The organism is Aliamphritea spongicola, assembly GCF_017051665.1.
Classification (GTDB): domain Bacteria; phylum Pseudomonadota; class Gammaproteobacteria; order Pseudomonadales; family Balneatricaceae; genus Amphritea; species Amphritea spongicola.
Window position 1 is genome coordinate 64,453 of record NZ_JAFIDL010000002.1, and the last position, 26,805, is coordinate 91,257.

At 53.8% G+C, this 26,805-nt stretch carries 26 protein-coding genes; 11 read left to right on the forward strand and 15 right to left on the reverse strand.

The genetic code is table 11. From position 1 onward, the window contains the following. Positions 1-70: 70 nt before the first annotated feature. The 3 genes from JYB63_RS06930 to JYB63_RS06940 all read right to left on the reverse strand — a co-directional run bounded on the left by JYB63_RS06930 (position 71) and on the right by JYB63_RS06940 (position 2,697). A complete protein-coding gene (locus tag JYB63_RS06930; protein WP_205657119.1) occupies positions 71-1,408 on the reverse strand; it encodes an MFS transporter in 1,338 nt (445 codons plus the stop codon). A gap of 226 nt (positions 1,409-1,634) precedes the next feature. After that, entirely contained in the window at positions 1,635-1,952 is a 318-nt protein-coding gene (locus JYB63_RS06935) for a hypothetical protein (protein WP_205657120.1), read from the reverse strand. Positions 1,953-2,001: 49 nt separating this feature from the next. Then, positions 2,002-2,697: a Crp/Fnr family transcriptional regulator gene (locus tag JYB63_RS06940; RefSeq protein WP_205657121.1), complete on the reverse strand. Its 696-nt coding sequence runs from the start codon at positions 2,695-2,697 to the stop codon at positions 2,002-2,004. A 134-nt stretch (positions 2,698-2,831) separates the two neighbouring features. Here JYB63_RS06940 and JYB63_RS06945 point away from each other — a divergent pair, with 134 nt between their 5' ends. The 3 genes from JYB63_RS06945 to JYB63_RS06955 all read left to right on the forward strand — a co-directional run bounded on the left by JYB63_RS06945 (position 2,832) and on the right by JYB63_RS06955 (position 5,181). Next, the gene (locus JYB63_RS06945) at positions 2,832-3,149 is read left to right on the forward strand and encodes an HdeA/HdeB family chaperone (protein WP_205657122.1); all 318 of its coding nucleotides are present in this window, start codon (positions 2,832-2,834) and stop codon (positions 3,147-3,149) included. 241 nt (positions 3,150-3,390) lie between these two features. Continuing rightward, the gene (locus JYB63_RS06950; protein WP_205657123.1) at positions 3,391-4,527 is read left to right on the forward strand and encodes an Aq_097 family APC-type transporter; all 1,137 of its coding nucleotides are present in this window, start codon (positions 3,391-3,393) and stop codon (positions 4,525-4,527) included. 18 nt (positions 4,528-4,545) lie between these two features. Further along, entirely contained in the window at positions 4,546-5,181 is a 636-nt protein-coding gene (locus tag JYB63_RS06955; protein ID WP_205657124.1) for a MarC family protein, read from the forward strand. A gap of 84 nt (positions 5,182-5,265) precedes the next feature. Here the strand turns inward: JYB63_RS06955 and glmS are convergent, their stop codons facing one another. Further along, a complete protein-coding gene (gene glmS / locus JYB63_RS06960) occupies positions 5,266-7,104 on the reverse strand; it encodes a glutamine--fructose-6-phosphate transaminase (isomerizing) (RefSeq protein WP_205657125.1) in 1,839 nt (612 codons plus the stop codon). Positions 7,105-7,130: 26 nt separating this feature from the next. Beyond that, positions 7,131-8,513, reverse strand: a complete 1,383-nt coding sequence (gene glmU, locus JYB63_RS06965; RefSeq protein ID WP_315981707.1) for a bifunctional UDP-N-acetylglucosamine diphosphorylase/glucosamine-1-phosphate N-acetyltransferase GlmU — start codon at positions 8,511-8,513, stop codon at positions 7,131-7,133. A 154-nt stretch (positions 8,514-8,667) separates the two neighbouring features. Between glmU and JYB63_RS06970 the strand changes: the two genes are divergently transcribed. From JYB63_RS06970 to JYB63_RS06985, 4 genes are all read left to right on the forward strand, one after another. Next, positions 8,668-9,408, forward strand: a complete 741-nt coding sequence (locus JYB63_RS06970; RefSeq protein WP_205657127.1) for a TrmB family transcriptional regulator — start codon at positions 8,668-8,670, stop codon at positions 9,406-9,408. A gap of 383 nt (positions 9,409-9,791) precedes the next feature. Then, the gene (gene bufA2 / locus JYB63_RS06975; RefSeq protein WP_205657128.1) at positions 9,792-10,253 is read left to right on the forward strand and encodes a BufA2 family periplasmic bufferin-type metallophore; all 462 of its coding nucleotides are present in this window, start codon (positions 9,792-9,794) and stop codon (positions 10,251-10,253) included. 262 nt (positions 10,254-10,515) lie between these two features. Then, the gene (gene bufB, locus JYB63_RS06980) at positions 10,516-11,376 is read left to right on the forward strand and encodes an MNIO family bufferin maturase (RefSeq protein WP_205657129.1); all 861 of its coding nucleotides are present in this window, start codon (positions 10,516-10,518) and stop codon (positions 11,374-11,376) included. After that, complete coding sequence (locus tag JYB63_RS06985) at positions 11,373-12,164, forward strand: HvfC/BufC family peptide modification chaperone (protein ID WP_205657130.1); 792 nt, start codon at positions 11,373-11,375, stop codon at positions 12,162-12,164. Before bufB ends, JYB63_RS06985 begins: the two co-directional genes overlap by 4 nt. A gap of 37 nt (positions 12,165-12,201) precedes the next feature. Here JYB63_RS06985 and JYB63_RS06990 read toward each other — a convergent pair whose 3' ends face one another. The 5 genes from JYB63_RS06990 to JYB63_RS07010 form a co-directional block, all read right to left on the reverse strand. Next, on the reverse strand, positions 12,202-13,029 hold the full coding sequence (locus JYB63_RS06990; protein WP_205657131.1) for a nitrilase-related carbon-nitrogen hydrolase: 828 nt from the start codon (positions 13,027-13,029) through the stop codon (positions 12,202-12,204). 78 nt (positions 13,030-13,107) lie between these two features. Beyond that, positions 13,108-13,995, reverse strand: a complete 888-nt coding sequence (locus JYB63_RS06995) for a glycine betaine ABC transporter substrate-binding protein (RefSeq protein ID WP_205657132.1) — start codon at positions 13,993-13,995, stop codon at positions 13,108-13,110. Between the two features lie 75 nt (positions 13,996-14,070). Beyond that, positions 14,071-14,805, reverse strand: coding sequence for an ABC transporter permease (locus JYB63_RS07000; RefSeq protein WP_205657133.1), 735 nt, complete (start codon positions 14,803-14,805; stop codon positions 14,071-14,073). After that, positions 14,792-15,946 carry a betaine/proline/choline family ABC transporter ATP-binding protein gene (locus JYB63_RS07005; RefSeq protein ID WP_205657134.1) on the reverse strand — a complete coding sequence of 385 codons (1,155 nt, stop codon included), beginning with the start codon at positions 15,944-15,946 and terminating at the stop codon, positions 14,792-14,794. Before JYB63_RS07005 ends, JYB63_RS07000 begins: the two co-directional genes overlap by 14 nt. 49 nt (positions 15,947-15,995) lie before the next feature. After that, positions 15,996-16,646 carry an ABC transporter permease gene (locus tag JYB63_RS07010; RefSeq protein ID WP_243431872.1) on the reverse strand — a complete coding sequence of 217 codons (651 nt, stop codon included), beginning with the start codon at positions 16,644-16,646 and terminating at the stop codon, positions 15,996-15,998. A gap of 400 nt (positions 16,647-17,046) precedes the next feature. Between JYB63_RS07010 and gcvA the strand changes: the two genes are divergently transcribed. Continuing rightward, positions 17,047-17,982: a transcriptional regulator GcvA gene (gene gcvA, locus JYB63_RS07015; protein ID WP_205657136.1), complete on the forward strand. Its 936-nt coding sequence runs from the start codon at positions 17,047-17,049 to the stop codon at positions 17,980-17,982. A gap of 53 nt (positions 17,983-18,035) precedes the next feature. On the opposite strand, the gene JYB63_RS07020 is transcribed toward gcvA, so the two are convergent. The 4 genes from JYB63_RS07020 to JYB63_RS07035 form a co-directional block, all read right to left on the reverse strand. Next, the gene (locus JYB63_RS07020; protein WP_205657137.1) at positions 18,036-18,797 is read right to left on the reverse strand and encodes an amino acid ABC transporter ATP-binding protein; all 762 of its coding nucleotides are present in this window, start codon (positions 18,795-18,797) and stop codon (positions 18,036-18,038) included. Between the two features lie 3 nt (positions 18,798-18,800). After that, positions 18,801-19,763 (reverse strand): amino acid ABC transporter permease, encoded by a 963-nt coding sequence (locus JYB63_RS07025; RefSeq protein WP_205657138.1) that lies wholly within the window; start codon positions 19,761-19,763, stop codon positions 18,801-18,803. Positions 19,764-19,957: 194 nt separating this feature from the next. Then, a complete protein-coding gene (locus JYB63_RS07030; protein ID WP_207758331.1) occupies positions 19,958-20,785 on the reverse strand; it encodes a transporter substrate-binding domain-containing protein in 828 nt (275 codons plus the stop codon). A 542-nt stretch (positions 20,786-21,327) separates the two neighbouring features. Next, complete coding sequence (locus JYB63_RS07035) at positions 21,328-22,227, reverse strand: LysR substrate-binding domain-containing protein (RefSeq protein WP_205657139.1); 900 nt, start codon at positions 22,225-22,227, stop codon at positions 21,328-21,330. A 278-nt stretch (positions 22,228-22,505) separates the two neighbouring features. Between JYB63_RS07035 and JYB63_RS07040 the strand changes: the two genes are divergently transcribed. The 3 genes from JYB63_RS07040 to JYB63_RS07050 are packed head-to-tail and all read left to right on the forward strand — an operon-like array spanning position 22,506 to position 25,756. Then, complete coding sequence (locus JYB63_RS07040) at positions 22,506-23,201, forward strand: hypothetical protein (protein ID WP_205657140.1); 696 nt, start codon at positions 22,506-22,508, stop codon at positions 23,199-23,201. A gap of 14 nt (positions 23,202-23,215) precedes the next feature. Then, a complete protein-coding gene (ltaE, locus tag JYB63_RS07045; RefSeq protein ID WP_336510861.1) occupies positions 23,216-24,289 on the forward strand; it encodes a low-specificity L-threonine aldolase in 1,074 nt (357 codons plus the stop codon). A gap of 27 nt (positions 24,290-24,316) precedes the next feature. Further along, complete coding sequence (locus tag JYB63_RS07050; RefSeq protein WP_205657141.1) at positions 24,317-25,756, forward strand: aldehyde dehydrogenase family protein; 1,440 nt, start codon at positions 24,317-24,319, stop codon at positions 25,754-25,756. Positions 25,757-25,769: 13 nt separating this feature from the next. Here JYB63_RS07050 and JYB63_RS07055 read toward each other — a convergent pair whose 3' ends face one another. Further along, complete coding sequence (locus JYB63_RS07055) at positions 25,770-26,720, reverse strand: GlxA family transcriptional regulator (protein WP_205657142.1); 951 nt, start codon at positions 26,718-26,720, stop codon at positions 25,770-25,772. Positions 26,721-26,805: the final 85 nt, after the last annotated feature.

Below are 26,805 nucleotides of genomic sequence, written 5' to 3' on the forward strand. Positions count from 1 at the left end.
ACTGTCCTTCAGCGACCCAGCCAATCTAGCACCACCGGGTTTTGCAATTCTTGCGGTTCTGAAGGACGCGTTACTCCGGGCGCTTTTCTGAAGCTTCCGGTTCAGCATCATCAGACGTCTGCGCCGCTGCCTGATCAGCCCCGTCAGCAACGGTCTCCTCAGGCACCGGCTGAGACTCCGCCTGTACCGCCCGGTACAGCTCACCGGAGGTATAGTAAGAACCCGGGCGGGGTACGAACTGTGGCTTGGCCCGTTTACGCTTATAATGCTGCGCTGATACACGTCCCAGTGTGAACAGTGACAGCACGCCTGCGGCAACCGCCATAAAGCCAAATAACCCTTGTGGGCCAAACCAGCTGATGCCGTTACTGCTCAGCAGCGGGCCGGCGATTGCACCGATACTGTAACCCACCATCAGCGCACCGGCGGTTTGCATCCGCCGCTCCGGTTTTGCCCAGTCATTGGCATGGGCCGCTGCCAGTGAGTAAATGGTAAATGCCAGACTGCCATATAAGAAACTGCTCGCCAGCAACAGCTCGGGCCGCAGATAGAACTCAACCTGCAGGGCGATTGCCGCACAGATCAGCACCACCAGCCCGGCAACCACCGCAATTACCTTGCGCCGCTCGATCCGGTCCGAGAGTTTGCCAATGGGCGTTTGCAGCACCAGCCCGCCACAGATTCCCAACGCCATAAACCAGGAAATCTGCTCCGCACTCAGCTCTACCTGCAGGGCAAATAACGGCCCCATGGTGTTAAAAGATGCGCTGAGAAAACCGGCACAGGCAGCGCCAAGAAAGCCCACCGGCGTGGTCCGCAGGGTCGGCATTATTTTCAGAGGCTCCGGCGGATCCGGCTGCGGCTCGGCGGTCCGGGTCAGGGCTACCGGCACCAGACAAAACGAAAAGCAGATGGAGGCCATGACAAACAGCTGATAGCCGCTTGGATCCTGCAGCAACAAGAACAGCTGGGCACCGCCAGCCCCCAGATAGTTAACGATCATATAGATCGCCAGCAGGCCGCCCCGGTGCTGGTTACTGACCCCGGCGTTCAGCCAGCTTTCGGTGACCATCAGCAAACCGGCCATGGCAAAGCCGGATACCAGCCGCAGGCCGAACCAGAATACCGGATCGGTCCAGAGCATATGCGCCAGAGGGATCATTGAAATAATGGAAGCAAAGACACTGAAGGTCCGGATATAACCCACCCGATCCACCAGATAACCGGTATATCTCGCGCCAAAGAACAGCCCGATGAAATAGCCACTCATGATGATACCGGTCAGCTCAGTGGAGAAACCTTCCAGATTACTGCGCAGGCTCAGCAGGGTCATGAACAGACCGTTGCCAATCAGCAAACAGCCGTGACTTAGCAGTAGTGCAGAAACACGCTTGAGTAACGCGCCCATGGTGGCCTCAGTTTAATCGCTGGGAAATCATCCGGTGATCCGGCTATTCTGGCTGAGCCCCCGGGGTTTCGCCAGTATTTTCAACGCAAATTTACAACCAGCCGACCGGCCTGTCGCAGCCGGGTAAAAACCACCGGATAATCCGCCTGAGACTGCTCCTGCAAGACACGCTGTTCAGAAAGTCATTTCAAATTAACTTTTCAAAAAGGCCTTTCAGAAAGTCTTCTCAAAAAACGAGCGGAATCGACTGTTCTTCCGCACGCAGGGTATAGCCGGCACAGGCTTCATCATGGGGGATCACCTGTACCAGCTCCGCTTTATGCAACCCGGCCTTGCGGCAAATGTCATAGGCCTGGGTGATATTCTGACAGGTCAGGATATCGCCCTGATCATTTTGCAGTAATGCCTTCATCGGCACATGATTATCATCACCGGGGTATTCATACTGACACTCGATGACCAGCGGGCTGCAGCCTGACTCAAAGAACCGCATATTGGTCACCGCACCGGCATGGGCCAGTTGGGTAAATTGGGATATCTGCATACTAACCTCCTGCCGGCAGAATCGCTGCAGAGGTTATTGAAGGGAACGGTCAGCGCAAATCCTTACAGGCAATTTGCTGTAAAGCATCACGGTTGATGATTTCAAAAACCCCGGCATGCTGCTCCACCAGACTGTCGTCTTCCAGTTCACCAAGGGCAATACTCGCCGTTGGCCGGGACATACCTGTCAGTTTAGCCAAATCTGCGTGGGTCAGTTTCAATAAGTTCACCGCGGCTGTTTCCCGGGCAGCGGCTGCCCGGTTTTTTTCATCCAGTTCCAGCAGCTTACGGGCCAGCCGGCTGCGAGCATCTTTAAACACCAGATCTTCAATGCTGAAGCGGGCACGGTCAGAACGTTTCTCCACCTGCTGACTGACCTCCAGGCTGAATTCCCCGGAACGGTGCATCACATCCAGAAAGACATCTCTGGACACTTTGAGCACCAGCCCCGCCTCAACCACTTCGGCAAAGCTGCGTCGCTGGCGATCACCCAAAACAGCCAGTTCACCGAAGATTTCCCCCGGCTTAATAAAACCAAAGGTAAATTCACCGCCGTTTGAAGAGGTTCTGAAAATCCGCACCAGACCTTTTTCCAGTAGAAACACCGCGTCTGCTTCAAGGTTTGGGGTGAACACCATCTCACGGGGCGCAAACTCCATCACTCGCGAGGCACAGCGTAAAGCCTCCTGATCATCCGCCGACAGACGGTCCAGCCAGTTCAGTGATTCCAGATGCCAGTGACTCAAATTCAGTTCTCCGTGTTAGCTATCTAACAGATTGCAGGATGACGCCCGCCTAGGATAGCGCCTCAGGCATCTGAAAGTGAATATACCCGGTGCCATTCAATGTAATAACACGATATGGAAAGAGTGAAACTGTCATGAACCTGAAGAAAATTGCCGCCCCCTTGACCGCTGTGCTGCTGAGCACCGGTGCGACTGCTGTAATGGCCGGAGCAGATGAAACCGTCACGGTTGTGGATACCTACACCTGCGAACAGCTGGTTGCGCTGGACTATGAAAACGTACCGACAGCGGTTTACTACATTGAAGGCTTTTCGGATGCCGACGGTATGCCTGAAGAAGTGACCGAAGAAGACTTTGTCTCCGTACCGGTAGAGCGGGTTTACAACTACTGCTACGCCAATCCTGAAGTGGTTGTCAGCGACGTTATCGACCAGTTCGACGACGAAGCCTGATCCCTTCTGACCCTGTTTGCCTGTCAGGCGCGATCCCCCGGATACAGGGGAAGTGTATCCGGAGCCTCTTCACCCCGAGTGCGTTCTGACAGGCACCTCTTACATACAAGAATCCCATGCCGGCACTCAGAAAACTCCTGCTAATTTCCGGCCTGAGCCTTACTGCACTACCGTTCAGTATATTTATGCAAGATAAAAACCTTTGTAGCCTGTGCCGGTGGACCTGAACGGATACTCGACCATGCAAACATTTTCCCGTCTTCCCTTTGAATTGCTGGCCACACCGCTGGCATCTATCTTCGGCAGCGGCTTTCTGGTCATCGTGCCAGTACTGGCACAAAGCGCCGGCCCCTACATGACAGTTGCCATGGCAGCGGTGTGTTTGCTGGCGTATCTGGTGGGCAGCATCATCCGGCATAACATCCGGGTCGCAGAGCCCCTGTTAGCGGATGGCCAGGACTCTACCCTGAACTTTCTTGAACGCAGCGCCGACATCAGCATTGTCGTCGCCTATGTGATCTCCATTACCCTCTACCTGCATATACTGGCTTCATTTGTGCTCTCCGGCATTGGCCAGGATACTCCGCTGTATAACAACCTGCTGACCTCTGCGGTCATCATTATCATCGCCGGTGTGGGCATCTGGCGCGGGCTGGGGGTGCTGGGCTTTATGGAAAAATGGGCACTGTACGTTACCTTCATACTGATCGCCCTGGTACTGGCAGGCTTTGGCCTGTTCGATTTTCAGGCCTGGCAACAGAACGCCCTGCAGATGCCTGCTGCACAGTTTAACGACCTGTGGCAGACCTGCAGCATCATTGCCGGCACCCTGATTGTAGTGCAGGGCTTTGAAACACCCCGCTATCTGGGCGAACAGTACACAGCAGATTTACGCATTCAGGCCTCCCGGCAATCACAGCTGATTTCCGCCAGTATCTATATTCTGTTTGTATTGCTGGCCATGCCACTGGTGCCATCCCTGAACGGGGTATTCGATGATCACAGCCTGATTACACTGGCAGGCCTCTCGGCCTTTGGCTTCCTGCCAGCGGCCGTTATTTTTGCGGCGGTACTGAGCCAGTTTTCCGCGGCGGTTGCCGATACACTGGCCGCCAGCGGTAACCTCAGTGAGATTTCTGCCAAACGGATCAGCACTCCGGTCAGCTACCTGCTGATCGCCGGCTTTGCCCTGCTGCTCACCTGGAGTGCCGATACCTTTGAAATTCTGGCGCTGGCCTCCCGGGCTTTCGCTGCCTACTATGCGCTGCAGTGTCTGGTCGCCTGGCGGGCAACCGACTCCGCACGGGTGAAAAGCAGCAGCCTGATACTCACCGCGATCATGCTGTATATTGTGATTTTTGCGGTACCTGTGGGTTAATAAAAAAGAGAATAAAACATGGAAAACATAGCGTTACATGCTGCAACCGTATTCATGGGCTTTTTCGCCATCATGAATCCAATCGCCAATGTGCCGGTCTTTCTGGGCCTCACCAGTCAGGACGACAGCCAGACCACCCGGGCCATTGCCTTTCGTTCGCTGCTGATTGCCTTTATCGTCATTGCGGTATTCTCGGTAGCCGGCAAATACATTTTTCAGCTGTTTGGCCTGAGCCTGCCAGCCTTCCGGATTACCGGCGGTATTCTGGTCTTTCTGATCGGATTTCATATGCTGCAGGGCAATCAGTCCAAAGTACAGCAACCCCACGGTTGTGACCCGGCCAAAGCCAAAGAAGCGGCACTGGGTGTCGCTGTATCACCACTGGCCATGCCGATTCTCGCAGGCCCCGGCACCATCGCCACCGCTATGAACTTCGCCTCCGGTGGCGGCTTCACTGAGCTGGTAACCACCGTCAGCATGTTCGCAGTACTCTGTATCATCACCTATGTGTTTTTTGTCTCCGGCGAACGTTTAGTACGCTTTATCGGCGAAAATGCCCTGCAGGTAATCACCCGGATGATGGGCCTGATTCTGGCGGTCATCGGTACCCAGATGGCCATTGAAGGTATTCAGGGTGCATTTAAGCTAACCTGATCTTCAGTGCTTTCAGCATTACCACCACAAACAAAAATGCCGGCGAGAACGCCGGCATTTTTTATGACTGCAAAACAGTATCGGTTACTCAACCGTTACGGATTTCGCCAGATTTCGTGGCTGATCCACATCGGTGCCTTTCAGCACAGCCACGTAGTAAGACAGCAACTGCAGCGGGATGGAATACACGATCGGCGCCATATCTTTACAGACATCCGGAATATTCAGCAGATAACAGCTGTCGTCACCTTCTTCAATCTGAATACGGCTGTCAGCAAACAGGAACAGCTGACCGCCACGGGCGCGGACTTCTTCCAGATTCGCCTGCAGCTTTTCCAGCAATGAGTTATTCGGCGCAACCGCAACGATCGGCATGTTATCATCCACCAGCGCCAGCGGGCCGTGCTTCAGCTCACCGGCCGGATAAGCTTCCGCATGAATGTAGGAGATCTCTTTCAGCTTCAGGGCGCCTTCCACAGCCACCGGGAACATCGTACCGCGGCCCAGGAACAGGGTGTGGTTTTTATCCACGAAGCGTTCAGCCATCAGCTGAATATCCGCATCCATCTTCAGCACTTCATCACACAGCGCAGACAGACCTTCCAGCTTGGCCACCATATCCGCTTCAGCTTCTTCGCCGAAGCCAGTCCGGCGGGCCAGAATCAGGGTGGTCAGCATCAGGGCAACTAACTGGCTGGTGAAAGCCTTGGTGGAAGCCACGCCGATTTCCGGCCCGGCATTGGTCATCAGGCACAGATCCGATTCCCGCACCAGCGAACTGCCCGGCACGTTACAGATCGTCAGTGATGCCAGATACCCCTGGGTCTTGGCGTCACGCAGGGCCGCCAGAGTATCCGCCGTTTCACCGGACTGTGAAATGGTCACAAACAGGGTGCCCGGCAAACAAACGGTGCGGCGGTAACGGAATTCACTGGCCACATCCACCATGCATGGGATACCCGCATGACGTTCGATCCAGTACTTCGCCACCATACCGGCATTAAAGCTGGTACCGCAGGCAACGATCTGGACACACTTAACCTGATCAAACAGTTCACCGGCCTCGGTGCCGAATACCTGCTCCAGCACCTTGCCCTTGCTGATGCGGCCTTCCAGCACGGCATCAATCACCTTCGGCTGTTCGTAAATCTCTTTCAGCATGTAGTGGCGGTATTCACCCTTATCAGCTACATCATGGCCGTGCTCAAACTGCAGCACTTCACGCTCTGTCTGCTGGCCACTGGCATCTTCAACCTGCACATCATGCTGGCTGATGATCGCCAGATCACCTTCTTCAAGATAGATGAAACGGTCAGTCACCTGCAGCAAAGCGAGCGGATCGGAGGCAATGAAGTTTTCTTCCACACCGACACCGATGACCAGCGGGCTGCCCATCCGGGTAGCAATCAGGCGATCCGGCTGTTGCCGGTCAATTACCGCCAGCGCATAAGCACCGTGCAGGCGTTTCACCGTCGCTTTAACCGCATCATCCAGCTGAGCACCGGCAGTCACTGCCCGGTGAATCAGGTGGGTAACCACTTCGGTATCTGTATCAGACAGGAAACTGTAGCCTTCGGCCTGCAGTTCAGCCCGCAGCTCAGCATGGTTTTCAATAATACCGTTGTGCACGATGGCAATACGATCACCGGACAGATGCGGGTGCGCATTACGCTGTTCCGGCTTACCGTGGGTTGCCCAGCGGGTGTGGGCGATCCCCAGCGCACCGGGCAGAGACTGTTCTTCCAGGGCATTCGCCAGCTCGGCGACCTTACCCAGACGCTTCAGCGCCGCCAGGCTGCTGTCAGCCCCGTTATAGACGGCCATACCGGCTGAGTCATAGCCACGGTACTCAAGACGTTTCAGGCCTTCCAGCAGGATAGCCGCGATATTTCGGCTGGCAATTGCACCAACGATTCCACACATAACTGTTCTTCCTTCTGATGCAGTGCTTACTGGTCTTTAGCGGCTTTCTGGTCCACCGGACGCTGCCAGCCTTTGATATTGGTCTGCCGCGCCCGGCTCACGGCCAGCTCTGCATCATTAACATTTTTACTGACGGTTGAACCGGCACCCACGGTGGCGTTTTCACCGATTTTCACCGGGGCAACAAGGGCACTGTTCGAGCCGATAAATGCGCCGGCACCGATCTCCGTCTTAAACTTATTTACACCGTCGTAGTTACAGGTAATGGTACCGGCACCAATGTTAGCGCCCGGGCCAACTTCAGCATCACCGACGTAGCTCAGGTGATTCACCTTACTGCCTGCACCGATGTTCGCTTTCTTGGTTTCAACAAAGTTACCCACCTTGGCACCCAGCGCCAGACGGCTGCCAGGACGCAGACGGGCAAACGGACCAATATCCGAATCACCGGCCAGCTCCGCCTGCTCCAGTACAGAGTTGGCTTTAATGTGGCAGCCATCGCCAATCACCGAGTCTTCGATTACACAGTTCGGCTCAATGGTGACGTTATTACCCAGTACAACCTTACCTTTGAACACCACATTGATATCAATGCTGACATCCGTACCAACTGTCAGATCACCACGGACATCCAGCCGGGCCGGATCTGCCAGGGTAACACCCTGCTCCATCAGTGAGCGGGCCTGTTGCTGCTGAAACCAGCGCTCCAGCTCAGCCTGCTGCATACGGTTGTTAATGCCCTGTACTTCCTGTTCGGTATCCGGCTGCATGGTGGTGATTGTCATGCCGGAAGACGCCGCCATGGCGATGACATCCGTCAGGTAATATTCACCCTGCGCGTTATCGGAAGACAGCTGTGGCAACCATTCATGCAGTTTGCTGGCGGCAACCGCCAGAATACCGGTGTTCACTTCAGTAATGGCTAACTGATCTGCGGTGGCATCTTTATGTTCAACAATGGCACTGACCCGGGCCTGTTCGTCCCGCACAATACGGCCGTAGCCGGTCGGGTCATCCAGTTTCACCGTCAGCAGGGCAAAGTCACCCTGTTCAGCAATTTCCACCAGACGTGCCATGGTTTCAGCTTTGGTCAGCGGCACATCGCCGTACAGCACCAGTGCAATGGAATCTTCGGCAATATTTGGCATCGCCTGCGCCACCGCATGGCCGGTACCTAACTGTTCAGCCTGTACTGCAAATGTCAGTGGCTGGCCGGACAACGCTTCCTTAAGGTGATCCGCCCCGTGACCAATAACAACATGGGCGTTATTCGCCGGTAACTGGCTGGCAGCATCAATGACCCACTGTACCATCGGCTTGCCGGCAATTTTATGCAGCACTTTGGGTAATGAGGATTTCATACGGCTGCCCTGGCCGGCAGCAAGAATTATCGTATTAAGAGTTGTCACAACAGAGGCTTCCCTGAAAGAATTTTTTGTCCGGGTCAGGTCAATTCCAATTGACATAACCTTATGAATGGTTGCACTTTAAGCGATACAGGTACAGATGCAATACAAATTGTCACAAAAAAAATGACAAATAATACGACGTAAATCACCCGCTATGAATGAACAGATTTTTGAACTGCTCGACCTTTCCAAACGGGAGGTCAAAATCTACCGTGCTCTGCTGGCATTAGGGCCCAGTTCGATCCGGGTCATTGCTGAAAAATCCGGCATCAACCGGGGCACCACCTACGAATGCCTTAAGGCATTACAGAGTAAGGGCGTTATCAGCTATCTGCCCAAGGGCAAACGGCGGCTGTTCTCCCCCCGCGAGCCAGACGTCCTTCTCCAGCTGGCCCAGGACAAACAGCGTAACCTGGATCAGGCCATTGAACAGCTAAAGACCCGGGTAATCCCTGACATGCATCATCTGATGCCGGATTTTAATGCCGCTAACGTCAGCTATTACGAAGGGGACGCCGGTATTGAATGGGTATTACGGGACATTCTCAGTACCGTTTCAGCACAGGAGAAAAAGGAATATTCGATCTTTTCCTCCAAGCCAATCCGGGCACACCTGTACCGGCCCTTCCCAAACTTTACTTTGCAGCGGATTCAGCGGGGCATTGAAGTAAAGGTAATCGCCATCGGTGACGGCGGTGAAGATGCAGAACTGAGTGAACGTAAATGGATTAAAACCGACGGCCCGGTGGATGCTGCCTATATCGCAATCTACCCGCCTAAATGTGCGATTATTTCACTGGCATCTCACAATTATCCCACCGCAGTGGTCATCGATTCAAAAGAAGTTGCCGCCGCCCAGCAGATTATTTTTCAGACATTATGGGGACTTTTGTAAGGAAAATTTTTCAGATTCAGCCGCCGGTGAAACTGAAAAAAGGCGTTTTTTTCAGTTTCGTTTCCCGCCAGAGCAAAAAAAATCAGATAATTTTTTGCTACCGTCAAGGCCTTTTTCTGCCCTGAAAACCTTGCCCCACTCATATCGCTGAAAGCCCTGTCATTATGGGCAATGTAGCACGGCTTCGCCCGCCAAAATTCAGCCAGCTGCTATACTCATTTTCGCTGTTTTAAAAAATTTGGCTGTACAAAGAATCACTTAGAGTGTGTGTTTTCAGTTTTGTTTCATATAAGCGGACTAATTTTATATGGCACTGTGTGCACTCCAATATCTCGCTTCAATTGGAATCCAAGAAGCGTCTATTACCGTCAGGAGATTTAAAAATGAATAAAAATATCAAACCTATGCTGAGTGGCGCTTCTGTTGCATTTGCGGCTGCTGCACTGGCTGGCTGTTCTGCAACTGCTGCTACTAACGACACTGCAAGCGCAGATGCAAACACTACCGACAAGGTACATTGCTACGGTGTAAACGTATGTAAAGGTCACAACGACTGTGGCGGTGCGAACAACGCATGTGCTGGCCAGGGTTCTTGTAAAGGTTCTGGTTTCGTTGGTATGCCTTCTAAAGCTTGTGCTGACATCGGCGGCAAGGTTGAAGACGACTGGCGCGGTGAAATGGCTAAAGCAGACCTGGTTCACTGTAACGGTGTAAACGTTTGTAAAGGTCACAACGACTGTGGCGGCGCGAACAACGCATGTGCTGGCCAGGGTTCTTGTAAAGGTACCGGTTTCGTATTAATGGGCGCTAAAGCCTGTGCAGATGTTGGTGGTAAAGTTTCCTAAGAAGCTTCCCACAGGGGACAACATCTGACCCCTTCGGGGGTTTAGGTTATGCGGATTATTGAAGTCTTTATCAGGTTCACCTCGCAGGGCGAAAGCCCACTGATGTTCAGGCTTCAATAATCCGCGTATTTCGTTTCAGGCTATGCCATCCGGCACTTCCCGCCGCCCCGGCACCTGGTAACGAAGATTGCGCAACATCAACATACCCCACTGTTATTTGTGCAATAATCGCTGAATCGCTGCAATATGAAGGATGCTTCTCATGTCGAATGATTTTCTTGGCTTTGGTCTGGGTCTGCGTACGGATCATTTCCACGATGTACTGGAAACCAAACCTAAAAACATAGACTGGTTTGAGATCATCTCGGAAAACTTCATGGTGGATGGCGGTAAGCCAAAATACTACCTGCACGCCATTCGCGAACACTATCCAATGGTGATGCACGGCGTTTCCATGTCTCTGGGTTCTACCGACCCGCTGGATATGGACTACATGAAACGCCTCAAGCAACTACACGACGAATTACAGCCGGAATGGTTATCGGATCACCTGTGCTGGACCGGTATAAACGGTATCAACACCCACGATCTGCTGCCCGTTCCCTATACCGAAGAAGCCCTGGATCTGATGGTTGAACGCATCAAGCAGGCACAGGACTACATGGGCCGGCAAATACTGCTGGAAAACCCTTCCAGCTATATCAGCTTTGACGACTCAGCCATTCCTGAATGGGAATTCCTCGGCGCCCTGACCGAACGGGCCGACTGCCACATCCTGTTCGACGTTAACAATGTCTACGTCAGCGCCCGAAACCACGGTTTTGACCCGCTGGAATACATTAAGAAAACCCCGGCCGACCGGGTAAAACAGTTCCACCTGGCTGGTCACACCGACTACGGCGACTACATTATCGACACCCATGACCATGACGTACCGGATCCGGTCTGGGAACTGTATAAAGAAGCCCTGCTGCATTTTGGCCCGGTGAGCACCATGATCGAACGGGACGGTAATATTCCGCCGTTTGAAGATTTGCGCGGCGAACTTCAAATTGCCCGCAAGATCGCCAACGAAACCCTCAGCCCTGAACAACTGACACCCCGTTATCAGGAGGCTGTGTGAGCGATTTACAGGAACGCCAGCAACAGCTGCTGGACTACATCATGGGTAAACCTTCGGATATCCATGAACATATTCAGGACCGCGGCAAAGTCAGCGTTGATATTCAGCTGCACATTTACCGCAATGCCTATCAGGTCAGTTTCTGGGAAACCCTGGATACCGACCACGAGCTCCTCGGTAAGTACCTGGGCGATGACATGTTCAATACAATGGTACGGGACTATATTGCCGCTTATCCGTCTACTTTCCGCTCGTTAAGGGATTTTGGTGACCGTTTACCGAAATTTCTCACTGAACACGAAACCTTCAGCCCTCATCCGCAAATTGCTGAATTCGCCCGTTTTGAACGTGAGCTACTGGTCGCCTTTGATGCGATGGATGCCGATATGTGCAGCCGGGAAGACCTGACCCGAATAGCCCCGGAACAGTGGGCCCAGCTGAAAGTAGAGTTCCACCCCAGCGTCAGAGCCTTTATTACCGGCTACAACGTGGTGGATATCTGGCAGCATCTTAAAGCCGACCGCAGCCCGCCGGATGCCATCGCCCGTAATGAATACTGGGTCCTGTGGCGTAACCGCGACAGGCTCACCGAGTTTGCCAGCCTCGACGGCTTCGAACAGGCCATGTACGAAACCTTCAGTAAAGGCTATAACCTAGAGCAGACCGCAGAGTTTCTCATCGAAATCAGTAACTCAGATCCAACTGAGAAACTGCTCACAACCCTGTTCAGCTGGCTGGACCGGGGCTGGATTACCCGTCTGCACGCCGGCCTGAACGTCGTCAGCTAAGATCCGTTAGAGACTCTCCACAATTAAATGTCCGTCATTACGTGTCCGCAATTAACTGACTGATTAATTGCGGATTGGCATCCCGCAACGTAGGCAAATCAAACCGTGCGTCGGCAATGTCGCTGCGCTCAATGTCCGCCACCAACAGCACTTCATCTTCGCCGGCACGGGCCAGCACTTCCCCCCGTGCACCGAGAATCTGACTGCCACCCCAGAACCGGGCTTCCAGCTCAGTATCACAGCGGTTCGCCATCATCACCGGAGTGCCATAGGTCATGGCCATATAGCTAAGATTCGTCTGCCAGTTCTGCGGGTTGGAAAACTCATTACTGACAACGCCTTCCGCCGAATTGATGGGGGCGATTAACACCTCAGGTTTATGCAACATACCGGCATATACCAGACCGGGATTCCAGAGATCCGCGCAAATCAGCGACAAAGCCGACCAGTTAGCATTTATTTCCTGAGTTTTAAGCGCTGATCCCGGCGTATACAGCTTGCCCTCTTCCAGGCTGCCGTAAGTTGGCAGGTTCAGCTTACGGTGCACGGCGGTAACTTCCCCGTCCCGCAGCCAGGCTGCCGAATTGTAATATTCACCGGGTGTAGCCTCTTCAACAAAGCCACACACCACCTGAATGCCTTGGCATTTTTCTGCCAGCGCCAGCAAACGGGGATCAGCCACCTGCATCGCCACTTCCGGCACCTGTCGCCCCAGCTGATAACCGGTCAGTGACAGCTCAGGAAACACCAGCACCTCCACGCCCTGATCCCGGGCCGCGGTAATGTATTCTTCGTGTTTTTGCAGATTGGCGGCAATATCGCCGAGTGTCACCGCAACCTGCGCCACCCCAGCCCGTAAACTCATATTCAGTACCCCGTTGTGTGAAACCGGCAAACGAAAACGCCCGGCATAACCGGGCGTCAGATGCTTCGGCCGTTAAGCTTAAATCAGACCCTGTTCGGTCAGGAAGCCCTTAGCCACCTTCTCGATGGTTTCTTTGTTCACATCCACTTTAGCATTCAGCTCCGCCATGTTCTGATCATTCAGGCGGGACGCCAGCTCATTCATCATACCTTCTAAGGCAGGATTCGCTTCCAGCGCTTCAGCACGGATAACCGGAGTTAATGCGTAAACCGGGAAGTAGTTCTTATCATCTTTCAGGACAACAAAATCAAATGCCGGGATACGGCCGTCGGTGGCGAATACCAGTGAGATGTTCACCTGACCTTCTTTCAGCGCCTGATAAGTCAGACCAGTGTCCATGCGCTTCACCTGCGAACGGTCAAACTTAAAGCCGTAAGCCTTCTGCAGCGGCTTCAGGCCGTCTGCACGGGCAGCAAATTCAGCATTACAGGCAAACAGCAGCTCATCACCGGCATTTACCGCCTTACTCAGATCAGACAGGCTGGAAATACCCTTGTCAGCCGCTTCCCCACGGCGCATAGCCAGCGCATAGGTGTTGTTCACTTTGGAAGGATTCAGCCACACCAGACCTTTTTCAGCATCCAGCTCTTTTACCTTGTTGTAGCCGTCTTCCATGCTCAGAGGGTCTTTGATCTTATTAAAGTTGATCAGCGCCGTACCGGTGTACTCCCAATACAGATCAATCTGACCATTCACCTGGGCTTTACGCAGCACCGCGGTGCCCATACCGGCACGGGTGTCTACATCAACGCCTTTCGCCGCCAGATACTGGCTGGTCATAGACGTCAGTAATTGCTGTTCGGTGAAGTTCTTACCGCCCACTACCAGTGCTTCGGCATTTGCCTGTACAGCACCGGTAAGAAACATGCCGGCTGCCAGCGTTTTCAGTAGCTTTGTTATTTTCATTCTCTGGTCCCTACCCTTAATTGTCGTTGCTTGTTTTTCGTTGTTTTATTCGTGCTCCGGCCTTGTCTGCCGGCTTTACTTATTCATCCGTAAGGGATTAACCCCTTTGGGAACGATGAAAAATGCCAGCGCACCGACGCTGATATCCACCAGCACCGCCAGCAGTGACGTCGGTATCGCACCGGCCAGCAGCATTGGCATTTCATCCAGATCAATACCGGTAAAAATCAGTTCACCTAAGCCACCGCCACCAATCAGGAAGGCCAGTGGCACGGTGCCCACGTTGATGGTCAGGGCGGTACGGATACCGGCAAAAATCACATACAGGGCATTGGGAATCTCCACCCGCAGCAGAATCTGCCCCGGAGTCATGCCCATCCCGTTTGCCGCTTCTTTGAGGTGATCCGGTACCGCCAGCAGCCCCACATAGGTATTGCGCACAATCGGCAGCAAGGTAGCCACACACAAGGCAAACACCGCCGGGGTCGAACCAATGCCGAGAAAGCTCATCGACAGCGCCAGAATCGCCAGCGTCGGCACCGTGGTGCCAATATTCAGCACCTGCATGACCGGTTCAGCAATGCGCTTACAGGCCGGCCGGCTCAGCCAGATACCCAGTGGTACCGCCAGAAGAATGGCTGCTCCGCCAGACATCGCCGACAACTGCATGTGCTGCCCGCTGAGATAGACGATGTCTTCCCAGTAATAGAGGAAGTCATCAATCAGACCGCTGCTCTGGCTGACCACGCCGAGGTAAAATACCCCCAGCAGCGTCACCAGCCAGAACAAAACCTTTTTAGACTTCACCATGCTGAACACCCGACTGCTGAGCTTCACGGCTGCGGTAGGTTGCCCCCAGATAATGGGTCACGCCCCGCTGGGAAATCTCACCCCGGAAAATGCCTTCATCGTCCACACAGGGCATCCAAGTGGTGTCTTTACTGAACATGGCAGAGGCCACACTGCGCAGGTCATCATCCACCCGGGCAATGGCCCGCAACCCATGGAAGTGGTCCCCGCAACGGCCCCGCTTGGCGGTGGCCAGATCCCGGGTAATCGAGCCAATCGGCCGTCCCAGGGTATCCACCATGGTCACCGCTACATAATCATTGTTCTGCATGATCTCCAGCGCCGTCTGCAAATCATCATCCGGCTTCACCGGCGTGGGTGCCGGGGTCATCACATCGGCCACTTTCGCCAGTCTCAGGCGCTTAAGCGTACGGTCGGTACCGACAAAGTCTTCTACAAACTTATTGCAGGGGTGAGCTAACAGGGCGTCCGGTGAATCAAACTGGATCAGCTTACCGGCGTTGAAGATGGCAATCTTGTCGGCCATTTTCACCGCTTCATCGATGTCGTGGCTGACAAACAGAATGGTTTTCTGCAGTTCTTCCTGCATCTTCAGAAACTCATCCTGAATAACCTCCCGGTTAATCGGATCAATCGCACCGAAAGGCTCATCCATCAGCATCACCGGCGGATCAGCCGCCAGTGCACGGATAACCCCCACCCGCTGTTGCTGACCACCGGAAAGCTCCCGGGGATAGCGCTGCATAAAGGTCTTCGGTTCCAGGGCCACCATCGCCAGTAACTCTTCAGCCCGGGCCAGATAGCGCTTTTTCTCCCAGCCCAGCAGCCGGGGCACAATGGCAATGTTTTCCGCAATGGTCATGTTAGGAAACAGGCCGATTTGCTGGATCACGTAACCGATGTTACGGCGCAGAGTGATAGTATCCAGTGTGCTGGTATCTTCGCCGTTAATCATCACCCGGCCGGATGTTGGCGGTATGATCCGGTTAAGCATTTTCAGAGTGGTGGTTTTACCGCAGCCGGACGGACCGAGTAATACGCAGATCTCGCCCTTCGGCACGGTCATATTGATATTATCCGCCGCGGTAACCACGCCGTCCGGTGTCTCGAATATTTTTGTGAGGTTCTCTAACTGAATCACGGGACACTCTCTTATTGATTAAATTCTCAGAAATCCTGACAGGTCTGTATCAGGCCGATACACCTTTAGGCGTCAGTTTTCGCTGGCAGTACAGCAGGCCGTAGTCGGCAATAATGGCTAACAGACTGACCGCCAGTGCCCCGGCAATCAGCTGGCGCGGATCGGTCTGGGTGATGCCCCGGCTGATCAGCGTGCCCAGCCCGCCGGCACCGATATAAGCAGCAATGGCCATTACCCCGATATTCATCACCACTGCGGTGCGGATACCGGCAAAAATAACCGGCACAGCCAGTGGAATTTCCACCAGCCGCAGCCGTTGCACCGGCGTCATCCCCAATCCGCGGGCAGCCTCACGCAGGGCCGGATCAACATTGTTAATCGCCGCATAGGTATTACGGATAATAGGAAGTTGGGAATAAAGCAGAACAGCAATCACCGCCGGCAGATAGCCAATGCCCTGGCCAAACAGCGACAGCACGGGAATCATCAGGCCAAACAGGGCAATGGAAGGAACGGTAATAATGACCGATGCAGCATACAGCACCACAGCAGCCACCGATTCATTCTGTGTAATGGCGATACCGATAGGTACGCCGGTCAGAATCGCCAGTCCGACCGCCACGCCCACCAGAGAAATATGCTCCAGTGTCAGGCTGAAAATCAGTGACCAGCTCTCAGCAATAAATGCCAGTGTTTCCAAATTCACACCTCTGTATTTGTTCTTATTGATGGGTAGCTGTGCAGTTACCTGGCAGAGAAAAACCACGATAATGATTAAAAACCGACCAATGGAATAATTTTGCGACAGATTATGCATAAAATCCGACAACACCCCCTGAAAATCAGTGGAAAATAGACTTAAGTCATCGAAAATTAAGATTATTAACCGGCTGATCAGCCCCCCCGCCCCAATCAGGAAAAAGGGCTGGGCTTTTTACATCACTTATTGCAAAAAAACGATAAATTTATCGAAAAATTGCCTGACGACGACGCATAATATTCTTCTTTTCCGGTACCGGAAGCCTCTGACCTGCTGGCCAGTTGCCCTACCCGGCTGCTAGGATTGAAACACTTTAATTACCCTGCGGTACCACCTGAAAATGCGCCGAGATCTGCCTCCGTTTGCTGCCCTGAGAGCCTTTGAAACCGCCGCCCGCCACGAAAGTTTCCGGGCGGCTGCAAAAGAAGCCTGCCAGACCCCCTCTGCGGTCAGCCATCAGATTCGCACCCTGGAAACCTTTCTGCAGGCCAAACTGTTTAACCGTGACCGGGGCAAGTCATCCCTGACCCCCGCCGGTGAAGAATACCTGCAAACCGTGCAAAGCATTTTTAAACAGCTGGAAGATGCCGGTGCCCGGCTGGCCCGCCACGGTGATCCGCAGACCCTGCGGGTGAACCTCACCCATACACTGGCGGCCTGCTGGTTGCTGCCCCGGCTGCCAAAATTTCAGGCCATGTATCCGGACCTGGACATCAAACTGATCAACTCCGATGACCCGGTTGACCTGCTCTCTGCCAATATTGATATCAGCATCCGCTACGGCCGGGGTCACTGGCCGGGCCTGAAAGCCGAATTCCTGATGCACGAAGAACTGTTTATCGTATGCCATCCGGACCTGCTGTCCCGTCTGCCACCGATGGAACGGCTGAATGAGCTGGCTGATAACTTCAGCCTGATCCACTACAGCCGGAACGAAAATGAATGGCAGGACTGGCTTAAAGATGCCGGCTACAGCCTGCCGGAGATTAAGCACCGCATTGATCTGGACAGCCGCCAGTTGGTGCTTCAGGCCGCCGCTGACGGGCTGGGCATTGCCATTGGCCGGGCGTCATATGCGGCAGAGTTCATCCGTAACGGCAAACTGGCCATTGCCTATCCAATGCGTAAAGCCACCGATAACGGCTACTATCTGGCGTATCCACAGGGCAACCGTAACGCCAAGACAGAGCGGTTCCGCAACTGGATTCTGGATGAAACCCACCAGACCGACCCGCTCTCTACTAACCTGGCCGGCACCGCCCCGGCGGGTAAATAAAGCCCGCAAACAAAAAAAGCAGCCGAAGCTGCTTTTTATAGTGCGTCTGGCCCTTACAGAATCTGACTGAGAAACTGCTGGGTGCGCTCTTCCCGGGGGTTATCGAAAAACTCTTCCGGGGTGTTCTGTTCAACGATTTCACCGTCGGCCATGAAGATCACCCGGTCTGCCACTTCACGGGCAAAGCCCATTTCGTGGGTCACACACAACATAGTCATGCCTTCTTTAGCCAGATCAATCATGGTATCCAGCACCCCGGACACCATTTCCGGGTCCAGTGCTGAAGTGGGCTCATCAAACAGCATCAGCTTTGGCTTCATACACAGGCTGCGGGCAATCGCTACCCGCTGCTGCTGACCACCGGACAACTGCCCCGGGTACTTGTCCGCCTGCTCCGGAATCCTCACCCGCTCCAAATACTTCATAGCCATCCGGCGGGCTTCTTCCTTAGGCACCCCTTGCACCCACATAGGGCCGGCCATGCAGTTTTCTGCAATGGTCATATGGGGAAACAGGTTAAAGCTCTGGAACACCATGCCCACTTCAGAACGCACTTTATCAATGCCCTGCATATGCTCATGCAATACCACATCATCCACAATGATTTCCCCGGACTGATGGGCTTCCAGACGGTTAATGCAGCGAATCATCGTGGATTTACCGGAACCGGAAGGGCCACAGATAACGATCCGTTCACCGGGGGTCACCGACAGGTTTATATCTTTCAGGCAATGGAAGTCGTCGTACCACTTATTCACATCTTTGAGTTCGACGATTGGTTTTACAGCCACCTCTGGCTTGGATACAGAATTCATGGCTTACCCCTTGCGATAACGGCGTTCAATGTGGGACTGCGCGTACTCAAGCACCATCGACAGGATCCAGTACAGCATGGCGGCAGTAATCAGCATTTCCATATGTTTGAAGTCTTTCTGGCCAAGGGTACGGGCCAGGAACATCAGTTCCCAGACACCAATCACCGATACCAGTGAAGAGTCTTTCAGCATGGCAATGAACTGGTTACCGGTCGGCGGAATAATCAGCGGAATTGCCTGGGGCAAAATGATCCGGCGCATGGTCAGGCCAAACTTAAAGCCGATCGAACGGGCCGCTTCCCACTGCCCCTTCGGAATGCTCTCGATACCGGCCCGGAAGATTTCCGTCATATAGGCGCCGTAACACAGGGACAATGCCAGAATACCCGCCGGCACCGCGTCAATCACAAAGCCCAGCTGCGGCAGACCCAGATAAATCAGATACACCTGCATCAGCAGCGGTAAGCCACGGAAGAAAGAGGTATAAAAACTCGCCAGACCATTGGCAAAGCCATTGGAGGACAACTTGGCAACGGCACCGATAATCGCCAGTACTGAGGCAATCGAAATCGACACCACGGAAATATACAGGGTTGTCAGAATACCCTGCGACACCATGAACCAGATCTTGCTCTGAATAAACTCAAAGCTCAGGTTAAAACTGGTGAAAAACAGCATAAACAGACCGGCCATAATCAGCCAGACGGTGATCCGCTGCGCATTAAACTTCATTTTGCCGATCAGCCAGATGCTCAGGGTAATGATGGCTGACAAGGTCACACTGGTGACAAAGCGCGCATACAACCCGCCTTCACTGTCACTGCCTATGGCCGGTGCCAGCAGTTCGGCAAAGCCGGTGCCGGAAAGATCGAGCAAAAAAAGCAACACAAAAAAACATGCATACAAGGCCACCACGAATGGCGTTTTACTCAGTAGTCTGGCCTCTTGCACCGTATCCTGATACATAAATTACACCGCTAAAAAATCCGGAAACAGGCTGTTTTACAACAGCCGGCACTGTCTGAAAACAGCCCGGAGACATATCAATAAGAACAACAGATTCCAGCTTAGTCCGGTTCAGCCCGGGACAACAGCAAGACGGTGGAATACTGCATGAAGATAAGCCGCCCGGATGAGCGGCTTAATAGAAGTACAGCGGCTTAGTTAGTGCTGGTGTAGTCGTAGTTGTACCACTTCTGAGACAGCTTGGATAAGGTGCCGTCCGCACGCATTTCAGCCACAATTGCTGCCAGCTTATCACTGAATTCCTGGTCACCTTTATCAATCGCCAGCGCCAGCGGCTCGAAGAACACCGGCTTACCCAGTGGCTTAATCGGGTAGTTATTCTTCATGGCTTCATTAATGGTCGGCACACTGGTCAGAGCACCGTCCAGACGGGAACCGTTACCCAGACGCAGATCATCCAGTACCACGTTGGAAGACTCGTAAGACTTAATGAAATCAGTATCGACCAGATAATCAAATGCCGGCACACCTTCAGCGTCGATGATCAGATCTTTCTGCAGATAACGCTCATGTACACTGGCGGTGGTTACACCGACCTTTTTACCGTTCAGGTCAGCAACGTCGGTGGCATCGGAATCCTTATGCACCACAAAAGACGCTGGCGTGTAGTAATAAACGGCTGGGAAGGTCAGCACCTTGGCACGCTCAGTGGTCGGCGTCATTGATCCGATCGACAGATCCCAGCGGGCATTCCAGCGGCCAGCGGTGATGATATCCCAGGCCGGGGTCACAAACTCAACTTCAACACCCAGACGCTTAGCCACTTCCTGCGCCACGTTGACATCAAAGCCATCCATTTCATTCTTCTCGTTCAAGAACGACTGCGGCGCCCAGTTGGCATCTGTCGCTACTTTCAGCAGCTTTTTATCCATGACCCGGTCCAGCGCTTCGCCGGCCATAACGGAGGCAAAAGGCAGGGCACTGATAAGGGTTGTGGCAAGAATTTTGGTAATTATTTTCATTATTAACTCCTGATAAGAACGATGCGTCGCATGAACGATTTTTCCGTCAGCCGGTTGGCTGAACAGCGCAAGAACCGGGCTGTAAACCGGCAGTATCAGGTGAACACCCTAACCCTAAGGAACTGATACCGCGGCCGCTACAGCCATTAATGCTAAGAATAGTTTTAGAGGATGCTCTCTGGACAGACAACTGAATAGAATTAAACACTGTTGAAAAAAATTTGTCATGATTAGATAAAGAAACATATCCCCGAAGCGGGCGCTATTTCAGCCCGTTTCGTTCGCTCTGAAAATGCCTCAGGGGGTAAAGAAAACCGGCTGAAAAAGTGTAAAAACCCCTTTGAATAACAGATTAACAGCCATTACAAATCACCACTGCCGCAAGCTATTTAGCCGCTCGGTTTTGCCTTCAGGCTGAAGGCAGACAAATTATTCCCGGATAAAAATCAGGGGTATAGATTTTCTCTCTGAGGTAATGCAAAAAACTACTGACCATGTAACACGCTGAATTTACCGACTACGGATCGGCATCCCGTCACCTGTTACTGATAGGAACTGAGTTCTTTAACCCGCTGTAAAAACCAGCTGCGGAAAGACTCAATCTTCGAAATGCCCACCTTGTGTAACGGTGTTAACAGATAATAGGCCGACCGGGGGCAGGCAACATGACTGTGAGCCTGTACCAGCTTGCCTTCGGCGATCTCCCGCTGCAGCAGAATCAGTGGCATCAGGCCAATACCGTGCCCGGCCACCATGGCTTCAATGATCAGCTCATACTGGGAATAGCGCAGGCTGCTGCCTTCTTCCGGTAAAATCGCCCCTAAATCATTGAACCAGATTTTCCAGGATTCCGGCCGGGTCGTATGATGCAGAATCCGCTGCGACATCAGCTGTGCCGGGTCACTCACCGGTTCAGGCAACAGTTTGGGCGACGCCATCGGCGCCAGAAACTCCGGCATAAGATAATCCACCCGCATCCCCGGCCACGGCGGATCCCCCTGCACAATGCCCACATCAATCACCGCCGGATCGAACTGACTGTTGTCCAGATAGGTAATGGTATTGAGGTTAATGTCCGGCTGCACATTCTGAAAATCCAGCAGATAAGGCAACAGCCAGCGGGCCCCGAAGGTCGGGTATGTCCCCACATTTATGCCGCCGCTGATGTCCTGAAACGACTGCATTTTCAGGGTAGCTGCTTCCAGCTCATCAATCATCGGCGTAATCGCCGCCAGGTAAGACTGCCCCGCCGGACTGAGCTTCACCCGCTGCCGGCTGCGCAAAAACAGTGGCTGACCGACCAGCTCCTCCAGCAGTTTAATCTGCCGGCTCAGGGCGCTCTGGGTCATGTTCAGGGTGTTGGCCGCCTGGGTAAAGTTTTCCAGCCGGGCGGCCAGCTCAAAACATTGCAGCGACATGGTACTGGGTAATTTACGTCTCATATTAGATATCCCGGAATGAAGCAGTGGAAAGTCGGCGACCAGCCCCTGAATTTTCGTTCATCTCTTCAGAATTATCGAACTCAACGCTAATAATACGCGGTTTAAAATAAATATTGATCTAATTTTGAGATCAACTCATCCGAAAAATCCGTTTCCCAAAAACCGCCTCCCGGGATTAACCTAGCCCAAAATAACAACTTTCAGGTGCAGTAGGGTCTGAGCAGATGAATATTTGCCCGCCCGATGCCACCGTTCTCACATTATGAGGAACTCACACCATGTCCAGCTCTGAACAGTCTATTCAGCGTGATGCGGAACAAATGCAACAATGGTTGGCCGGCGATTTTGACACCACCTCCGTGGCGTCCTTTAAACCGGGCCCGGGCATTGCCAAACTGGATCTGAAATTTGATATTGATGAACTGCGTAAGTGCTATTTCGAACTGCAAAAGCACGTTGAGAATCTGGGTTCTGGTTTTCATGCCTTAGCACTGACCCGTCGTCCGGGCGTGGAAGTACCAGAGCCCTATGACCTGGTGGGCCGTTTCTGGACCCGTACCGACGATACCTATCAGGAATATGCCCGCGACGAAATGGTGGACGAATCCCTGTTCACTGAATTCAACCCGCTGTTCAAAGACACCTACTTTGAAGAAGTACACAAACAGCTGATCGCCCGTTTTCCGATTGGCCGCATGCGGGTGCTGAAAAAAGACATCTATAACTGCAACTCCTGGCACCGTGATCCGGAGCCACGGCTGCACATTCCGATTATCAGCAACCCCGGTTCACTGTTTATCGTCAACCATCACTGTACCCACCTGCCGGCGGACGGTTCGGTCTATTTCACCGATACCCGCGGCTACCACACCGCCCTGAACGGTGGTGAAGATCCGCGGGTACACATCGTTGCGGCGTTACCTTATGAAGGTGCTATGCTCACTGACGAACAAGTCGCCAGTCAGAACTTCTGAAGGAACCCGAACCGATGACCAAACCCAGCAGTAGCTATTCCGGCATGGCCGGCCGTCAGGGCATTGCCGATAAAGACCTGATTGATTATCGCAGTGACACCGTCACCCAGCCGTCCGCCGGAATGCGTGAAGCCATGGCCAGCGCCCGTGTCGGCGACGATGTGTATGGCGAAGATCCGAGCCTGAATCTGCTTGAAGCACAGGTTGCTGAACTGCTGGGCAAAGAAGCGGCACTGTTCTTCCCCACCGGTACCATGAGTAATCTGGCCGGCTTGCTGAGCCACTGCCAGCGGGGTGAAGAAGTCATCGTCGGTGATCAGTACCATATCTACCGGGATGAAGCCTGTGGCGCATCGGTACTGGGCGGTATTGCTATGCATCCACTGCAAACCGATGCCCGTGGCAGCATCACGGTGGAACAGCTCGCCGCCGCTATCAAACCGGACGACCCGCACTGTGCCATCAGCCGCTTGTTGTGTCTGGAAAACACCGTTGGTGGCGTGCTCCAGGATCAGGCAAACATTGACGCCCTGACTGACTACGCCCATCAGCAGGGGCTGCTGGTTCATATGGACGGCGCCCGCCTGTTACACGCGGCTGTAGCGCAGGATATTTCTCCTGCCCGTCTGGTGCGTAATATCGATTCGGTTTCCCTGTGCCTGTCCAAAGGCATGGGGCTGCCCCTCGGCTCGGTGCTGAGTGGCACCAAAGCCTTCATCCAGCGGGCCAAACGGATGCGTAAACTGCTGGGTGGCGGCATGCGCCAGGCAGGTATTATCGGCGCTGCCGGCCTGTATGCACTGGAACATCACATTGACCGGTTGGCGGATGATCACCGCCGCGCCCGCACCCTGGCAGAAGGTCTGGCGGCTATCGACGGCCTGACCCTGGACCTGAGTACCATTGATACCAACATGATGTTTATCACCCCGGAGCCGGAAGATCATACCGCCCTGCGCCTGTTTCTGGCGGACAACGGCGTGCTGATCGGCGGCCAGTCCCCCTCCTGCCGGATGGTGGTTCACATGGACATCGATGATGCCGCCATCGCCCGTACCCTCGATTTATTCCGCCAGTATTACCAATAACGGCCCCTTCATCCGAGAAGTAACGCTATGCAACAACTACCTGCCCAGTGGCACAACTATATCAATGGCCGGTGGCATACCGGCCAGAGTGGTAATCTGAGTGTCGAAAACCCGGCTGATCTGAGCAAGGTTGCCGATATCAGTCTGGCCAGCCCGGCAGACGTTGATGCTGCGATCGCCGCCGCCCGTGAATGTCATAACAGCGGCGTACTGCCCGCCATGCGTCCGGTTGAACGGGGCCGGCTGGTACGGAAAATGGGCGATTACCTGCTGGCAAACTGCAATGAAATCGCCACGGTTCTGACCCTGGAAACCGGCAAACCCCTGGCGGAATCCGAAGGGGAAATTCAGGGCGCTGCCCGGTATTTCGAGTATTACGCCAATCAGGCGGAAACCGTGGATGGCCGTTCCATTCCTCTGGGCAATGACTACATCGACTACACCGTTTACGAGCCGTTTGGGGTCACCGCCCATATCGTCCCCTGGAATTTTCCGGTGGAAATGATCGCCCGTTCCGTTGCACCGGCGCTGGTCACCGGCAACACCTGCGTGATCAAAACCCCGGAACTGACCCCGCTGGCATGCACCTATATCGCCAAAGCCGCGGAATTTGCCGGCCTGCCCGCAGGCGCGGTGAATATTCTCTGCGGCTACGGCCATGAAGCCGGCGCAGCACTGTCAGGTCACTCTGATGTTGATCAGATCGTCTTCACCGGTTCGGTACAAACCGGCACCCTGATTGCCGAAGCCGCCGCCCGCAATTTAGTCCCCTGTGTACTGGAACTGGGGGGTAAATCCGCGGCGATCGTCTGTGAAGATGCAGATCTGGATACTGTGGTTGAATCCGTCCGCTGGGGCATTTTTTACAACGCCGGTCAGGTCTGCTCAGCCCTGTCACGCATCATTGTTCATCAGGATATTCACGACGAACTACTGCAACGTCTGACCCATCTGGCGGAAAGCATCCACATTGGCAGCCATGATGAAACCCCGGACATGGGTACGCTGGTAAGCATGGATCAGCATCGCCGGGTAGCAGAATTCTGCCAGCAGGCGTTAGAGGCCGGAGCGATCGCTACCACCGGCGGCGCAGCACCGGACCGGCCGGGAGCTTTCTTCCTGCCAACCGTATTCAGCCAGGTAACCGCCGACATGGCTATTGCCACCGAAGAAGTCTTTGGCCCGGTACTGACGGTACAGGCCTTCGCTGACGATGCCGAAGCCATTCAACTGGCCAACGGCACCGAATACAGCCTGGCCGGTGGCGTGTTCAGCAATGACTTACAACGGGTCATGCGTCTGTCACAACAGCTCAAAGCCGGTCAGGTTTACGTGAACGAATGGTATGCCGGCGGCGTAGAAACGCCATTCGGCGGCACCGGAAAATCCGGTTATGGCCGGGAAAAAGGCCGGGAAGGCTTACTGAACTATGTGCACAGTAAAAACGTAGCAATTCGCCTGAAATAGTCGCGATATGCGTCTAACGGCGGCGTTCTTCCCGTGGTGTACGGCCATATTTCTGTTTATAACAGCGGGCAAAATAAGACGCCGATGTAAAGCCACTGGCAGTGGCTACCTGTAACACCGATAAGGTGGACTGCTGCAGTAAATGCTGGGCCCGTTCCAGCCGGATAGTCATGTAATGGCTGGCCGGCGTACATTGCAGATGCTCCTGAAACAGCCGCTCTAACTGGCGGCTGGATAAGCCAACCCGGGAACCGATTTCCTGACAGGTCAGATGCTCTTCAATGTGATTACGCATCAGCTCCAGCGCTTTCACCAGCCGGGGATGGTTTACCTTGTGACGCAGCTGAACTGCCATACGCTGCTGTTCGTGAGCGCTGCGGATGTGAGGATGGATACACTGTTCTGCCACGTCGGTGGCCAGTGCTTCACCGTGCTTATAGGAGATCAGCTGCAGCATCATATCCAGCCCGGCAAGGCCGCCGGAACAGGTAATAAACTGATCGCTGATTTCAAAGAGTTCGTCGGTCACCCGTAAGGCCGGAAAGTCTTCCCTGAGGCTTTCAATGTTTTCCCAGTGAATGGTGCAGGCATGCTCTTTCAGCAAACCGGCCCGGGCCAGTAACAGGCTGCCGGTCGAGGTGGCCCCCACGGCAATGCGCCGCCGGCTCAGGCCCCGCAGCCAGGCATACAGCTCCGGGTCATCCAGTTGGTGAGCATCAATGCCGGCCACTACAAACAAGGTCGACAGGTCGGTGACATCCTGCATGTTGCGGCTCGGTGAAAACGGCAGGCCATTACTGCAACAGACCGGCTGGTCATCACTGCAGTAGAAATCCCACTCATAGAGGGTTTCACCCCGCAGCCGGTTCGCCATCCGCAGCGGCTCCAGCGTTGCCGCCAGCGACAACATGGAGAAATTGGCTGTCAGATAAAACCCTATACGTTCAACCGCCGGAGATGTCATGTCACTCACCTAAGAATATGTCGGATAACAGACCTATATTGTCGTAAAAATTTTATTTTATCCACCCATGTTTCGCCATTATTAA

Coding starts and splice junctions, on each gene's coding strand:
- JYB63_RS06955 (WP_205657124.1), top strand. CDS start 4,546: ATGGAAAACATAGCGTTACATGCTGCAACCGTATTCATGGGCTTTTTC.
- JYB63_RS07040 (WP_205657140.1), top strand. CDS start 22,506: ATGTCCAGCTCTGAACAGTCTATTCAGCGTGATGCGGAACAAATGCAA.
- JYB63_RS07000 (WP_205657133.1), bottom strand. CDS start 14,805: ATGGTGAAGTCTAAAAAGGTTTTGTTCTGGCTGGTGACGCTGCTGGGG.
- gcvA (WP_205657136.1), top strand. CDS start 17,047: ATGCGCCGAGATCTGCCTCCGTTTGCTGCCCTGAGAGCCTTTGAAACC.
- JYB63_RS06950 (WP_205657123.1), top strand. CDS start 3,391: ATGCAAACATTTTCCCGTCTTCCCTTTGAATTGCTGGCCACACCGCTG.
- bufA2 (WP_205657128.1), top strand. CDS start 9,792: ATGAATAAAAATATCAAACCTATGCTGAGTGGCGCTTCTGTTGCATTT.
- JYB63_RS06945 (WP_205657122.1), top strand. CDS start 2,832: ATGAACCTGAAGAAAATTGCCGCCCCCTTGACCGCTGTGCTGCTGAGC.
- JYB63_RS06990 (WP_205657131.1), bottom strand. CDS start 13,029: ATGAGTTTACGGGCTGGGGTGGCGCAGGTTGCGGTGACACTCGGCGAT.
- JYB63_RS07020 (WP_205657137.1), bottom strand. CDS start 18,797: ATGAATTCTGTATCCAAGCCAGAGGTGGCTGTAAAACCAATCGTCGAA.
- JYB63_RS06995 (WP_205657132.1), bottom strand. CDS start 13,995: ATGAAAATAACAAAGCTACTGAAAACGCTGGCAGCCGGCATGTTTCTT.
- glmS (WP_205657125.1), bottom strand. CDS start 7,104: ATGTGTGGAATCGTTGGTGCAATTGCCAGCCGAAATATCGCGGCTATC.
- bufB (WP_205657129.1), top strand. CDS start 10,516: ATGTCGAATGATTTTCTTGGCTTTGGTCTGGGTCTGCGTACGGATCAT.
- JYB63_RS06930 (WP_205657119.1), bottom strand. CDS start 1,408: ATGGGCGCGTTACTCAAGCGTGTTTCTGCACTACTGCTAAGTCACGGC.
- JYB63_RS06935 (WP_205657120.1), bottom strand. CDS start 1,952: ATGCAGATATCCCAATTTACCCAACTGGCCCATGCCGGTGCGGTGACC.
- JYB63_RS07055 (WP_205657142.1), bottom strand. CDS start 26,720: ATGACATCTCCGGCGGTTGAACGTATAGGGTTTTATCTGACAGCCAAT.
- JYB63_RS07030 (WP_207758331.1), bottom strand. CDS start 20,785: ATGAAAATAATTACCAAAATTCTTGCCACAACCCTTATCAGTGCCCTG.
- ltaE (WP_336510861.1), top strand. CDS start 23,216: ATGACCAAACCCAGCAGTAGCTATTCCGGCATGGCCGGCCGTCAGGGC.
- JYB63_RS07050 (WP_205657141.1), top strand. CDS start 24,317: ATGCAACAACTACCTGCCCAGTGGCACAACTATATCAATGGCCGGTGG.
- JYB63_RS06970 (WP_205657127.1), top strand. CDS start 8,668: ATGAATGAACAGATTTTTGAACTGCTCGACCTTTCCAAACGGGAGGTC.
- JYB63_RS07035 (WP_205657139.1), bottom strand. CDS start 22,227: ATGAGACGTAAATTACCCAGTACCATGTCGCTGCAATGTTTTGAGCTG.
- JYB63_RS07025 (WP_205657138.1), bottom strand. CDS start 19,763: ATGTATCAGGATACGGTGCAAGAGGCCAGACTACTGAGTAAAACGCCA.